This window comes from Stenotrophomonas sp. Steno-C17 (genome assembly GCF_056393165.1).
This window is the reverse complement of the sequence record NZ_JBWJPD010000002.1, coordinates 72,588-84,913: the sequence shown is the minus strand read 5'-3', so window position 1 is coordinate 84,913 and position 12,326 is coordinate 72,588. Positions and strand designations below refer to the sequence as shown.

Below are 12,326 nucleotides of genomic sequence, written 5' to 3'. Positions count from 1 at the left end.
GGAGATTCCTGCGATGTCACTCAAAGCAATCCGCGCCATGGGCCAGATCCGTGGTTTCACCCTGATCGAACTGATGATCACGGTGGCCGTCGTGGCGATCCTGTCGGCGGTGGCGTATCCCGCCTACACCGACCAGATCCGCAAGTCGCGGCGTGCGCAGGCCAAGGCGGACATGGTGGAGTACGCGCAGCTGGCCGAGCGCTCGCACACCACCAACAACACCTACGCCAATTTCCGTTTCAGCAACGGCACCACCAGCATCCAGTCGCCGCGCGAGGGCGGCACCGCGCAGTACACGATCAGCATCCAGGCCGCGCAGGGCACGTTCACCCTGACGGCCGCGCCGCAGGGCGCGCAGGCCAAGGACAAGTGCGGCACGATGACGGTCAACCAGGCCAATGTGAAGACGCCGAACGCCAGTTCGGTGGCCGGTTGCTGGTGATTTCGCGCAGGGGTGTTGCATCGGCGCGCAGCAGCTACTAGAATGCGCCTCCCCGCCCGAATAGCTCAGCCGGTTAGAGCACTTGACTGTTAATCAGGGGGTCGTTGGTTCGAGTCCAACTTCGGGCGCCAGATCCTGCAGAAGCCGCGAGAAATCGCGGCTTCTGCTTTTCTGCGTCCGCTGTCTGCGTGTCTCAGCACGGGTCCTGCGACGCGCTGCGCAGCGAACGCACGCGCCCGGTGTTGCTGACCACGACCTCGGCCCGCGCCTGGCCGCGCAGGCAGATGCGGATGCGCGCGTTGCTGCCGGCGCTGCGCCCGCTGGCGCGGAACACGATGCGTGGACGCCCCTGTGTACTGGTGGCCTGCAGCGAGGCATGGCTTTCCAGCTGGCGTGCTGCCAGGGGTGCCGCGTCGCGCTCATCCGGCCGTGGCTGTTCGGCGCGCAGCATCCAGCCCTGGCTCCAGTCCTGCGTGCAGTGCAGCCCATCGTTGCTGGGGCAGATCACCACCGGGCGGCGTTGCGACAGCGCCGTGCTGCGGGCCTGGTTCAGCGCCGCGTGCAGCTGCAGGCGCAGCTGATCGGCGCGTAGTCGATCCAGCAGCCCGCCCAGCGGCAGGGTCGCCAGGCAGGCCAGGATCGCCAGCACCGCAACGGCCAGCAGCAGTTCGGCCAGGGTGTGGCCGGGGGCAGGGGAGTGCATGGCGCGGGCTCCAGCAGCAGGATGGGCCACCAGCCTCCGCCCGCCACTGTTGCCGCACCATCGGGCTTTGCCGCTGCCTGAATCGGGTTAGGGTTCAACCGGTCGTCACCGGAGTGCCCGGTATACTTCGGGTTCCCGGGATCTGGCAGCACCATGAGCGACAGCTTTCAACTCGTTTCGCCCTATTCGCCGGCCGGCGACCAGCCCAACGCGATTGCGAAGCTGACCGACAATTTCCAGGCCGGCATCGCCAAGCAGACCCTGCTGGGCGTCACCGGTTCGGGCAAGACCTACACCATCGCCAACGTCATCCAGAACGTGCAGAAGCCGACGCTGATCATGGCGCCGAACAAGACGCTGGCGGCGCAGCTGTACGGTGAGTTCAAGGCGTTCTTCCCGCACAACGCGGTGGAGTATTTCGTCAGCTATTACGACTACTACCAGCCCGAGGCCTACGTGCCGTCATCGGACACCTTCATCGAGAAGGACAGTTCGATCAACGAGCACATCGAGCAGATGCGCCTGGCTGCGACCAAGACGCTGTTGTCGCGCCCCGATGCGATCGTGGTCGCCACGGTGTCGGCCATCTACGGCCTGGGCGCGCCGGAAGACTACCTGTCGCTGCGCTTGATCCTGTCCAGGGGCGAGCGCATCGACCAGCGTGATCTGATCAATCACCTGACCCAGCTGCAGTACACCCGCAACGAGTACGAGCTGCAGCGCGGTACGTTCCGCGTGCGCGGTGAAGTGATCGACGTGTTCCCGGCCGAGTCGGACAGTGAAGCCCTGCGCATCGAGCTGTTCGATGGCGAGGTCGAGAAGATCACGATGTTCGACCCGTTGACCGGCGAGACGATGCGCAACCTGCAGCGCTTCACCGTCTACCCCAAGACCCACTACGCGACCACCCGCGAGCGCGTGCTGGCGGCGGTGGAAACCATCAAGGTCGAGCTGAAGGAGCGGCTGGAGCAGTTGTATGCGCAGAACAAGCTGGTCGAGGCGCAGCGCCTTGCGCAGCGCACCCAGTTCGACATCGAGATGATGGCCGAGGTGGGCTTCTGCAACGGCATCGAGAACTACTCGCGGCACCTGACCGGCAAGAACGCCGGCGAACCGCCGCCGACCCTGTTCGACTACCTGCCGCCCGATGCGCTGCTGGTCATCGACGAATCGCACGTGACCATTCCGCAGATCGGTGCGATGTTCAAGGGCGACCGTTCGCGCAAGGAGACCCTGGTCGAGTTCGGCTTCCGCCTGCCGTCGGCGCTGGACAACCGGCCACTGCGGTTCGAGGAATGGGAGGCGCGCTGCCCGCGCGCGATCTATGTCTCGGCCACCCCGGGCCCTTACGAGTACCGCGAGGCCGGTGACGAGATCACCGAACTGGTGGTGCGTCCGACCGGTCTGATCGATCCGGTGGTGGAGATCCGCCCGGTCGGTACCCAGGTGGACGACCTGATGAGCGAGGCCAACGAGCGCATCAAGGCCGGCGATCGCGTGCTGGTCACCACGCTGACCAAGCGCATGGCCGAGAACCTGACCGAGTACCTGACCGAACATGGCATCCGCGTGCGCTACCTGCATTCGGACGTGGATACGGTCGAGCGCGTGGAGATCATTCGCGACCTGCGCCTGGGCAAGTTCGATGTGCTGGTCGGCATCAATCTGCTGCGCGAAGGCCTGGATATGCCCGAAGTGTCGCTGGTGGCGATCCTGGACGCGGACAAGGAAGGCTTCCTGCGTTCCACCGGCTCGCTGATCCAGACCATCGGCCGTGCCGCGCGCAACGTGCGCGGCAAGGCGATCCTGTACGCCGACAAGATCACCCGTTCCATGCAGGCGGCGATCGACGAGACCGACCGCCGCCGCGCCAAGCAGGTCGAGTACAACGAAGCACATGGCATCGTGCCGCGCTCGGTGGCCCGTCCCATCGTCGATGTGCTGGAAGGCGCACGCTCGGATGCGGCGGAGAAAGAGGCGCGCAAGGGCAAGGGCAAGGCCCGTGGCGGCGTGGCCGAGTCTGCCGCCGATTACCGGTCGCTCAGCCCGGCGCAGCTCGCTTCGCGCCTGAAAGCGCTGGAACAGCAGATGTACCAGCACGCCAAGGATCTGGAGTTCGAGGACGCGGCGCGCGTGCGCGACCAGATCCGCCAGCTGAAGGAGGCCAGCCTTGGCTGAACAGGCCGAGGTCGGTTGCCTTCACAAAAGTATTGCGCTGGCGCGCCTGCATCCGTAATATACGCGGCCTGCACCGACGCAATCGCGGAAATGCAGGAAAAACGGGCGGTTAGCTCAGCGGTAGAGCACTACCTTGACATGGTAGGGGTCACAGGTTCGAACCCTGTACCGCCCACCACGAAGTCCCTGGCAAGGGGCTGTCGTGAGGAAGACAAACCCGGCCAGCAAGCCGGGTTTTTCAGTCCAGACATGCAGATTCATTGGGCGGTTAGCTCAGCGGTAGAGCACTACCTTGACATGGTAGGGGTCACAGGTTCGAACCCTGTACCGCCCACCACCTGGCTCCCGGCATTGCCGGTGCAGCGGTGGAGTCCAGAACGCCGGCCTTGGGCCGGCGTTTTCGTTTCTGCCGGTTGGCTAGAACTGGATCATGCTGCACATGCGCACCGGTCTTGAGCTGCGCACGATGCCCTTTTCCGCGCGGCACTGCGCCACCTGATCGTCCGCCCTTGCCCGGCAGTCCGGGCACAGGGCCGCCAGGTCCTTGTCCCTGCGCGGGGCGCCCGCGCAGACGCGCTGCACATGGCTGGCGCGCCGCTCGGCGGCTTCTGCCGGCGGCAGTGTCTGGCCCTGGGCGTTGACCATCGCGTAGTCGGCGAAGGGGGCCGGCAGCGCACATTGCGCGCGCGTGGTGGCGACGAACGCCCGCTCGCGCTCGCTGCGCAGCCGGGCGCCCTGGCGATCGCACTCTGCCACCAGCGCGCGCGATGCTGCCGGCGACACCTGTGGATTGACGAACGTGGGGCGAGAACGGATCTCGCTTCCGAACGGGCAGCAGCCTGCAAGCAGCAGGCAGGCCAGAATCAGGCCAGTGCGGATGATGGAAACAGGGGGCATGGCGCATCCTTTCGACAGGTGCCCATGCTGGCATCAAGGATCCAGCGGCGGATGAACGATCACCCTCACCGCGATGCCGGAAGCAGGTGCCCGCTGCTCACGCGCAGGCGATGCTGCAGTTGCCAACTGCCGCCAGCCTGCCGCCACAGGCCCAGCGTGCGTGTGCGCTCAGCGCTGTCGCGCTCCCAGCACAGTACGCTGTCCTGGCCCAGTCGAACCTGCACGTGCGCCACTGGCAGCGTTTCGTCGCCACCGAGCACGGTGGCGTACAGCAGAAGCAGGGCAAGCATCGGCATGGCACGGTGCTCCGGAGAAGGGAGTCCAGCGTTGCACCGTGGCCTGCGGCGTGAAACCGGTATGCGACGAAGGCTGGAAAAGCGCCCGCCAAGGGGAGCCAGCAAGGATGAATCCGGGGTGGGTCGGGCGTAGCGGCAGCGCACGGCCATGAAAAAGGCCGGACGACCGATGAAGGCAGTCCGGCCCGTTTGCCCGGAAGTGACCCCGTTGGCCGGGAAGCCTGGGCTCAGGTCACGACATGGCTGGAACCTTCAGGCAGGCTCAGACCGGATCGCAGCAGAGGCGCGGGCCGGACCAGTGCCCCGAACCGCCGTACGGGCAACCCGGGGTGTACTCACAGCCCGGTGCGAACCCGGCCTTGGCCGGCGTGGCGAAGGCCTGCGCGGCACCGAACGACATGGCGGCCACCACGACGATGCCGGCAATGGACGAGAACAGTTTCTTCTTTCCGATCATGTGTATCTCCTTGGAATGGCGATGGAACATGAAGTCACCGCTTGCGGGGCGGTGTCGAAGCAGAATCAGTTGGCGACGCAGCAGATGCGCGTGCCGCCGGCGCGGCCGTTGCCGCCGAACATGCACCCGGGGGTGTCCACGCAACCCGGTGCAAAGCCCGTCTTCACCGGGGTGGCGAAGGCCTGTGCGCCACCGAATGACATTGCAGCAACGATGACGATACCGGCGACAGACGAGAACAGCTTTTTCTTCCCGATCATGTGTATCTCCTTCAGTTGGTGTGGCTTCCCGGATTCAGTGCATTGGCGACGGCCTGTACCGTCCCTGTGTGGAGCTGGCCGACATGCTTGTAGGCGACGCTGCCATCTGCGGCCAGCACCATCAGCATCGGCGTCAGCGTGGCGCGATAGCGCTTGGAGACTTCGCCCTGATCGTCAATCGCGATCGGGAACGCCAGCGCGTGCGTGCCGGCGTACGCGGCAAGATGGTCATACGGTGGCAGGCCGACGCCCACCAGTTCGGCACTGCCACGCGCCGCCGCGATCTGCTGCAGCTGTGGCAGCGAGGCCAGGCAGTAGCGGCAGGCGGTAGAGAAGAAGTAGAGGATCTGCGGAGCGGCGCGTGTGCCGCCGATATCGACATGAGCCTGCTGCGTCGTCCGCAGCGTCAACAGTTCAGGTCGGGTGCCGGTTGCGAGGCCGTGCGCATCCAGCTGGGTCTGCTGCAGTTGGGCCGCCATCTGCTCGTTGACCTGCCGCAACTGGCGGTTCTGCCAGGAGAGCATGATGACCAGTGCGGCCAACAGCAGGGCGACAACGGGAAACAGTGCACGCTTGAGCATCGATCATCCTTGAACGCCGCGTTGCATCGACCATACCTGAAATGACAGCAGGAATGTCAAGCTTTCTTATCTTCGGTGACGCGGCTGCCAGATCAGCGGACGCCACCCTGCGTGGCCGCGCTGTGCTCAGGCAGCCGTGAAGGCCTGCCGCAGGCTGCGCAGCGACGCCTGCCGGTGCGCGCTGGCACACGGCTCGTCCATCTCCAGTTCCTGCAGGCGCAGACCCACCAGCGTCATTGACAGCACGTAACCGCGCGCGGCATCGGCGGCGCGCGACGAACCCAGCGCATGGCGGGTGAGCGCATCCACATGGGCCAGGTCCGGCAGCAACCCCAGGTACACGCGTTCGGCGCTGTCCAGATCAGGGGCGTGCAGGATCGCGTGTGCGTCGTGGAGCGGGCTGGCGGCGGCCATGTGAGGTCCTTCTGGGCGGGAAAGGCGCGACGCTAGAAGGCGCGCATCAGTGAAAGGAAGGCGGAGGTCTGGCTGCCGTCGCGGGTCATCGGGCTGTCCTTCACCGCGTCGCCGAACCATTGGTTGGCCACCACGCCGGTGGCGCGCCACTTCGTGCCCAATGGCGTGCTGACCGCGATCTGCAGGCTCGGCGAGGTGGCGCTGCCAGGCGTGTAGGCGGCCAACCCGGAACGCAGGGCTTCCTCGTTGCTGATGCCGTAGTAGTAGTCGAGCAGGCGCGCGCTGGAATGCACCACGCCCACGCGCGGCACCCAGGTGAAGCGGCCGGCCTGGATCGGGTAGCTGTAATGCAGGCTCGATTCCATGCCACCCCCGTGGCCACTGACCTCGCGCTGCACGCTGGCCGCGACCACGCCCCAATCTGCCTTGTATTCGGCGTTGACGCCGGCCATGGCCGACATCTGCCGACTGTGCAGGCGGCGCAGCTGCGGATCGTTCACATCGTCGGTCTTGAACCGCAGCGTGTAGGGCGTTGCCACGGCCGATACCCGCAGGCCGTCAGCCTTGTACAGGTGCATGCCCAGCGAACCGGGACTGGCGAAGAAACGCTTGCCCTGCCATGCCAGGGCAGGCACCACCAGCGGCTTGTCATCGTAGTGTGCATACGCACCGGTGGTCGCACCGACGGTGATGCCGGCCTGCACGCCCGGTGCGGCCTCCTGGTCCTGGGCGGTTGCCAGCAGCGGCGTGGAGAGAGCGACGGTGCACAGCAGGGGGCGCAGCAGGGCAGGGGAACGCAGGGACATTGAAGGGCGACTGGGCAGTGAACAAGCGCCCATGCTGCGCCCCCAACATTGTCGGAACATTGCGCGGCCGACAGGCACGGCCGGCACGTCGCCTTGCCCTCGCAGGCACTATCATCGGCAGCGATTTCCGCCACCGAGCCTCCGATGCGCATCCTCCTGGTCGAAGACGATCCCGATCTGTCCCGTGCCCTGCAGAGCGGGCTGGAGCGGCAAGGAGTGGTTGCCGACGTGGTCGCCAGCCTGGCCGAGGCCACCGTCGCCCTGCGCGAGCCGGTGCACCAGCTGCTGCTGCTCGATCGCCAGTTGCCCGACGGCGATGGCGTGGCCTTCGTTGCCACCGCGCGCGCTGCGCCCGAACCTGCCGGTGATCATGCTGACGGCCAAAGGGGCGCTGTCGGACAAGGTGGAAGGGCTGGATGTGGGCGCCGATGACTACCTGGTCAAGCCGGTCGCCATCGAAGAGCTGATGGCACGCATCCGCGCGGTGTCGCGGCGGCCGACGGCCATGGTGACGCCGCGCCTGGTGCTGGGCCGGCTGGCGTTCGACTTCGAATCGCTGCAGGCCGAAGTCGATGGCCAACTGCTGGCGCTGCCGCGGCGCCAGGTGCTGGTGTTGCAGGCGCTGGCCATGCGCCAGGGGCGCACGGTCACCCGCAGCGCGCTGGAGGCGGCGGTGTACGGCTTCGATGACGAGATCCAGTCGAATGCGCTGGACGCGCATATCTCCAAGCTGCGCAAGGCGCTGCAGCAGGCCGGGGCGGGCGTGGAAATCCACGTCATCCGTGGCGTCGGCTACCTGCTGGCGGAGGTCTGAGGTGGCCCGCCCGATCCGTTCGATCACCCTTGGCCTGGCCTGGCGTCTGTTCCTGGCGCAGGCATTCACTGTGCTGTTCGCGGTGGCCGCGCTGATCCTGACCTGGGGTGACAAGGACACCTGGGGCATGGACATGTTCATGGCCGAAGACGTGGCCGATGCGCTGCGCAGCGTGGATGGCCGCCTGCAGCTGGACCAGGCCCGCTGGCAGAAGCTGGACGCACGCGCGGGCGGCAACCTGTGGTTCGCCGCCGTGGACGACCAGGGGGCGTGGCTGGAACGCGGCAAGGTTCCGACCGTGCATGCGCCGTTGCTGGCGCGCCTGCCGACGCTGGGCGCGACCGAGCTGGGGTCGCTGGTGCCGCCCTATCTGGATGTGGCGCGGGTGATGATCCGTTACGACGAAGGCCGGCGTATCACGGTGATGGTGGGCGGCGCGCCGAAAGGCGGACTGGTCGATGGCGCGCTGATGGTGCTGCGCCTGATCGGCCTGTGGTTCTTCCTGCCGCTGATCGTGGTCACTCTGCTGGTAATGCCCACGGTCATCCACCGCGCCATGCGCGGCGTGCGCCGCTCTGCGCAGCAGGCCAAGGAACTGGATGTCGGCCAACCCGGTGCGCGCCTGGATGCGCAGCTGGTCTCCACCGAAGTCGCGCCGCTGGTGGAAGCCTTCAACGATGCGATCGACAAGGTGCAGCAGGGTTATGCGGCACGCGACAAGTTCCTGGCCGATGCCGCGCACGAGCTGCGGGTGCCGATCGCGGTGGTGCAGGCGCGCCTGTCGCAGCTGCCGCAGGGCGAACTGAAGTCGCAGCTGCTGACCGACGTGGCACGGCTGGGCAACGTGGCCGAGCACCTGCTCGACCTGCAGCGCCTGGACCGCAATACCACCGCACTGCAGCGCCTGGACCTGGCCCAGCTGGTGCGCGAAGCGGCGGCCGAGCTGGCGCCGCTGGTGGTCGGCGCCGGCTATGGCTTCGAAGTGGATGCGCCCGATGCCCCGGTGTGGATCCAGGGCGACGGCCTGGCGTTGGGGCGGGTGATTGCCAATCTGGTGCACAACGCCATCGTGCACGGCGGCGGGCGCGGCACCATCTGCGTGCGGGTGGACCCGCAGGGACTGCTGGATGTCAGCGATCAGGGCGCCGGTGTGCCGGTGGGCGATCGCGAGGCCATCTTCGAGCCCTTCCACCGGCTGCGCGCGGCCGGCAGTGGCAGTGGTCTGGGCCTGCACCTGGTGAAGGAGATCGTGCAGCACCACGGCGGCAGTGTGAGTGTGGGCGAGGCGCCCGGCGGTGGTGCACGTTTCCGCGTCAACTTCCATCGTGGCGCCGCGCGCCGAAGCGAACGCTGACCGCCCGTCACGGCGTCGCCTGATGGCAGGTGCGCGTCGCGGGTCTGCATGCTGGGGACATGGCCGCGACCGTGCCCCCGTCCCCCTGTCTGGGCCCCGCCTGCGCGGCCGCGCTGGTGCTGGGGGCGCTGGCCTGCATTGCCGCGCCGGTGCTGCCACCACGGTGGCTGGGCATGGTGCTGGCGGCGCTGGCGTTGCCGGGGTGGCTGCTGCGCTGGCGCGGCCGGGTCGTGGCAGCCGCCGTGTTCGGCTTGGCGTGGACGGCCTGCCACGGCCACTGGGCGCTGCAGCAGCAATGGCCTGCCGACGCCGCCGCGCAGAACCTGCAGGTGCGCGGGCGGGTGGTCGATCTGCCGAGCCATGGCCCCGACCACACACGCTTCGTGCTGCAGGTGGAGCAGGCCGACGGTCTGCCCGCACTGCGCGGGCGCCGCCTGCTGGTGCGCTGGCATGATCTGCACGCCACGCCATCCGCGGTCCCGGCGCAGCGGCACCGCGTGCGCGCGGGTGCACACTGGCGGTTGCCGTTGCGGCTGCGTGCGCCGCGTTCGCGCATCAATCCTGGCGGCTTCGACGGCGAACGCCACGCACTGCTGCAGGGTCTGGCAGGCAACGCCAACGTGCGCGCGCAGGCCCCTGCACGGCAGCTGCGTGCAGCGCATGGCCTGCAGGCCTGGCGCGAGGCCTGCAGCGATGCCATCGCCACCCAGGTCGGGCATCCCTCGGCGCGCTTCGTGCAGGCGCTGGCGCTGGGCGACACGCGTGGGCTCAGCGATGTCGACTGGGAGCAGCTGCGCGCCCTGGGGCTGACCCATCTGATCGCCATATCCGGCTTCCACGTCGGCCTGGTCGCCGGTTGCGGGGCCCTGTTGTGCAGCGTGCTGTGGCGGCTGTGGCCGCCGCTGGCGATCGCCTGGCCGCGCGCGCAGGCCGCCGCCCTTGCGGCGGCGCTGGCGGCGGCGGGCTACACCCTGCTGGCCGGCGCCGAGCTGCCTACGGTACGCACCGCCCTGATGATCGCGGTGGTGGCGTTGGCGCGGGCCCTGCGCCGGCCAGTCCCGGTGCCCCAATGCCTGGCACTGGCCGCGCTGCTGATGCTGCTGCCGGCGCCGCTGTCGGTGCTGTCGGCGGGCTTCTGGCTCAGCTTTGGCGGCGTGCTGTGGCTGGTCTGGTGTCTGCCGCAGCAGCGTCCGCACGGCCCGTGGCAGCACGTGCACGCTGCGCTGGCGGGGCAGGGCGTGGCCAGCGTTGCGCTGCTGCCGCTGGCGGTGGCGCTGTTCGGCGGCACCGCGCGCTGGGGGCCGCTGCTGAACCTGCCGGTCATTCCCTGGTGGAGCCTGGTGGTGGTGCCGGTGGCGCTGGCCGGTACGGCGCTGCACGCCCTGCACGATGGTGCCGGGCAGTGGCCGTGGCGTGCCGCCGCCTGGCTGTTCGAGCGCAGCTGGCAGGCGCTGCAGCCTGTGGCAGCGCACCCGCAGGCCATGTGGTGGCTGGCCGAGGCGCCGCGCTGGGCGCTGCCGGTGGCCGTGCTGGGGGTGTTCTGGTGGTTGCTGCCACGCGGCAGCGGCGGTCTGCTGGCAGGCGGACTGCTGTGCCTGCCCCTGCTCTGGCCTGCGGCACCGGCCCCGCGCCACGGCGAGGTCGAACTGCTGGTGCACGATGTGGGGCAGGGCGCTGCGGTGCTGGTGCGAACGGCCACCCATGCGCTGTGGTACGACGCGGGGCCGCCCGGCGGCGCCGCGGCATCGGAGCGGGTGCTGCTGCCGGCCGTGCGCGCACTGGGGCAGGCGCCGCCCCAGCACCTGCTGCTCAGCCACGATCACCTGGACCATGCCGGTGGGCTGCCGGCACTGCGTCGGCAGTTGCCGGGGTTGCAGGTGCTGGCGCCGCCCGGGCAGGCGCCGCCCGGCGCCTCGGCCGTCTGCCGGCAAGGCCTGCGCTGGCAGTGGGACGGCGTTGATTTCCAGGTGCTGCACCCCGCGCCGAACACGACTGCAGCCGGCAACGAGGCCAGTTGCGTGCTGCGCATCGCCGGTGCCCACGGTGCCGTGCTGCTGCCCGGGGACATTGGACGCGCTGCCGAGCAGGAACTGCTGCGGGAGGGCGCCGACCGGCTGCGGGCCGAAGTGGTGCTGGTGCCCCACCACGGCAGTGGCGGCAGCTCCAGCCCGGCCTGGGTGTCAGCGGTACAGCCCCGGTTGGCGGTGGTGTCGGCCGGCCACCAGAACCGCTTCGGCCATCCAAAACGTGACGTGGTGCAGCGCTGGCGCGCGGTCGGCGCCGAAGTACTGCTCACCGCCGAATCCGGGGCGATCCGCGTATGGCTTGGCGCACAAGGGCTGCGGGTGCGCGAGCAGCGGGTCCATGCGGCCCGGTGGTGGGATGCCGCTGGGCAGGCGCGGTCGGCTGCTATCCTATCGTCGATCGAACAAGCGGCCGTTGGGCCGGAGGGTTGAAACGTGTGGGAACTGGTCAAGGCCGGTGGCTGGCCGATGGTGCCGCTGCTGCTGTTGGGCGTACTGGCTTTGGCGATCGTCCTGGAGCGTTTCTGGTCCCTGCGGCGTAACGAGGTGCTGCCGCCGGGCCTGGGTCAGGAGGTCCGCAACTGGGCTGCCCGCGGCAAGCTGGACCCGGCCCACCTGCAGACCCTGCGCGCCAACTCGCCGCTGGGTGCGCTGCTGGCCGCTGCGCTGGAAGCGCGCAACCGCCCGCGCGACCAGATCCGCGAGCGCATCGAAGATACCGGCCGCCACCTGGTGCATCGCATGGAGCGCTTTCTCAATGCGCTGGGCACCATCGCTTCGGCGGGCCCGCTGCTGGGCCTGCTGGGGACCGTCATCGGCATGATCCAGATGTTCCTGGGCATCCTCGACCATGGCGTGGGGGATGTGAACCAGCTGGCCGGCGGCATCGGCAAGGCGCTGGTGTGCACCGCCACCGGCATGATCGTGGCGATTCCGGCGCTGATGTTCCATCGCTACTTCAAGGGCCGCATCCATGGCTACGTGGTGGACATGGAGCAGGAGGCCAGCGCGCTGCTGGATACCCTGGACGGCCGTCCCGGGGTGATGAACCCGGCGCCGGTCGCGCGCGCCGCTGCGCCCGCCCCGGCCAAGGCCTGATC

The 12,326-nt window shown here is 68.5% G+C and carries 13 protein-coding genes, 3 tRNA genes and 1 pseudogene; 9 read left to right on the top strand and 8 right to left on the bottom strand.

Annotation, left to right across the window (positions count from 1 at the left end):
* The first annotated feature begins 13 nt into the window (after nucleotides 1-13).
* Both AC06FA_RS02235 and AC06FA_RS02230 read left to right on the top strand, forming a co-directional pair.
* Nucleotides 14-442 carry a type IV pilin protein gene (locus AC06FA_RS02235; protein ID WP_478066937.1) on the top strand — a complete coding sequence of 143 codons (429 nt, stop codon included), beginning with the start codon at nucleotides 14-16 and terminating at the stop codon, nucleotides 440-442.
* A gap of 54 nt (nucleotides 443-496) precedes the next feature.
* Nucleotides 497-573: transfer RNA gene (locus AC06FA_RS02230), tRNA-Asn, on the top strand.
* A 62-nt stretch (nucleotides 574-635) separates the two neighbouring features.
* Here the strand turns inward: AC06FA_RS02230 and AC06FA_RS02225 are convergent.
* A complete protein-coding gene (locus AC06FA_RS02225; RefSeq protein WP_478066936.1) occupies nucleotides 636-1,145 on the bottom strand; it encodes a GspH/FimT family pseudopilin in 510 nt (169 codons plus the stop codon).
* A 153-nt stretch (nucleotides 1,146-1,298) separates the two neighbouring features.
* On the opposite strand from AC06FA_RS02225, the gene uvrB reads away from it, so the two are divergent.
* The 3 genes from uvrB to AC06FA_RS02210 all read left to right on the top strand — a co-directional run bounded on the left by uvrB (nucleotide 1,299) and on the right by AC06FA_RS02210 (nucleotide 3,660).
* Complete coding sequence (gene uvrB, locus AC06FA_RS02220) at nucleotides 1,299-3,323, top strand: excinuclease ABC subunit UvrB (protein ID WP_478066935.1); 2,025 nt, start codon at nucleotides 1,299-1,301, stop codon at nucleotides 3,321-3,323.
* A gap of 103 nt (nucleotides 3,324-3,426) precedes the next feature.
* A tRNA-Val gene (locus tag AC06FA_RS02215) sits at nucleotides 3,427-3,501 on the top strand.
* Between the two features lie 84 nt (nucleotides 3,502-3,585).
* Nucleotides 3,586-3,660: transfer RNA gene (locus AC06FA_RS02210), tRNA-Val, on the top strand.
* Between the two features lie 80 nt (nucleotides 3,661-3,740).
* Here AC06FA_RS02210 and AC06FA_RS02205 read toward each other — a convergent pair.
* The 7 genes from AC06FA_RS02205 to AC06FA_RS02175 form a co-directional block, all read right to left on the bottom strand.
* Nucleotides 3,741-4,220 (bottom strand): hypothetical protein, encoded by a 480-nt coding sequence (locus AC06FA_RS02205; RefSeq protein WP_478066934.1) that lies wholly within the window; start codon nucleotides 4,218-4,220, stop codon nucleotides 3,741-3,743.
* A gap of 65 nt (nucleotides 4,221-4,285) precedes the next feature.
* Nucleotides 4,286-4,516 carry a hypothetical protein gene (locus AC06FA_RS02200; protein ID WP_478066933.1) on the bottom strand — a complete coding sequence of 77 codons (231 nt, stop codon included), beginning with the start codon at nucleotides 4,514-4,516 and terminating at the stop codon, nucleotides 4,286-4,288.
* A 262-nt stretch (nucleotides 4,517-4,778) separates the two neighbouring features.
* On the bottom strand, nucleotides 4,779-4,973 hold the full coding sequence (locus AC06FA_RS02195; RefSeq protein WP_478066932.1) for a hypothetical protein: 195 nt from the start codon (nucleotides 4,971-4,973) through the stop codon (nucleotides 4,779-4,781).
* Between the two features lie 65 nt (nucleotides 4,974-5,038).
* Nucleotides 5,039-5,233: a hypothetical protein gene (locus tag AC06FA_RS02190; protein WP_478066931.1), complete on the bottom strand. Its 195-nt coding sequence runs from the start codon at nucleotides 5,231-5,233 to the stop codon at nucleotides 5,039-5,041.
* An 11-nt stretch (nucleotides 5,234-5,244) separates the two neighbouring features.
* Nucleotides 5,245-5,814 (bottom strand): peroxiredoxin family protein, encoded by a 570-nt coding sequence (locus tag AC06FA_RS02185; RefSeq protein WP_478066930.1) that lies wholly within the window; start codon nucleotides 5,812-5,814, stop codon nucleotides 5,245-5,247.
* Nucleotides 5,815-5,940: 126 nt separating this feature from the next.
* The gene (locus AC06FA_RS02180) at nucleotides 5,941-6,228 is read right to left on the bottom strand and encodes a hypothetical protein (protein ID WP_478066929.1); all 288 of its coding nucleotides are present in this window, start codon (nucleotides 6,226-6,228) and stop codon (nucleotides 5,941-5,943) included.
* A 32-nt stretch (nucleotides 6,229-6,260) separates the two neighbouring features.
* Nucleotides 6,261-7,034 carry a MipA/OmpV family protein gene (locus AC06FA_RS02175; RefSeq protein ID WP_478066928.1) on the bottom strand — a complete coding sequence of 258 codons (774 nt, stop codon included), beginning with the start codon at nucleotides 7,032-7,034 and terminating at the stop codon, nucleotides 6,261-6,263.
* 144 nt (nucleotides 7,035-7,178) lie between these two features.
* Here AC06FA_RS02175 and AC06FA_RS02170 point away from each other — a divergent pair.
* The 4 genes and pseudogenes from AC06FA_RS02170 to AC06FA_RS02155 all read left to right on the top strand — a co-directional run bounded on the left by AC06FA_RS02170 (nucleotide 7,179) and on the right by AC06FA_RS02155 (nucleotide 12,324).
* A pseudogene (locus AC06FA_RS02170) lies at nucleotides 7,179-7,848 on the top strand (response regulator transcription factor).
* A 1-nt stretch (nucleotide 7,849) separates the two neighbouring features.
* Nucleotides 7,850-9,202 (top strand): sensor histidine kinase, encoded by a 1,353-nt coding sequence (locus AC06FA_RS02165; RefSeq protein WP_478066927.1) that lies wholly within the window; start codon nucleotides 7,850-7,852, stop codon nucleotides 9,200-9,202.
* Nucleotides 9,203-9,261: 59 nt separating this feature from the next.
* Nucleotides 9,262-11,658 carry a DNA internalization-related competence protein ComEC/Rec2 gene (locus AC06FA_RS02160; RefSeq protein ID WP_478066926.1) on the top strand — a complete coding sequence of 799 codons (2,397 nt, stop codon included), beginning with the start codon at nucleotides 9,262-9,264 and terminating at the stop codon, nucleotides 11,656-11,658.
* A 3-nt stretch (nucleotides 11,659-11,661) separates the two neighbouring features.
* Nucleotides 11,662-12,324 carry a MotA/TolQ/ExbB proton channel family protein gene (locus AC06FA_RS02155; protein ID WP_478066925.1) on the top strand — a complete coding sequence of 221 codons (663 nt, stop codon included), beginning with the start codon at nucleotides 11,662-11,664 and terminating at the stop codon, nucleotides 12,322-12,324.
* The last annotated feature ends 2 nt before the right edge of the window (nucleotides 12,325-12,326 follow it).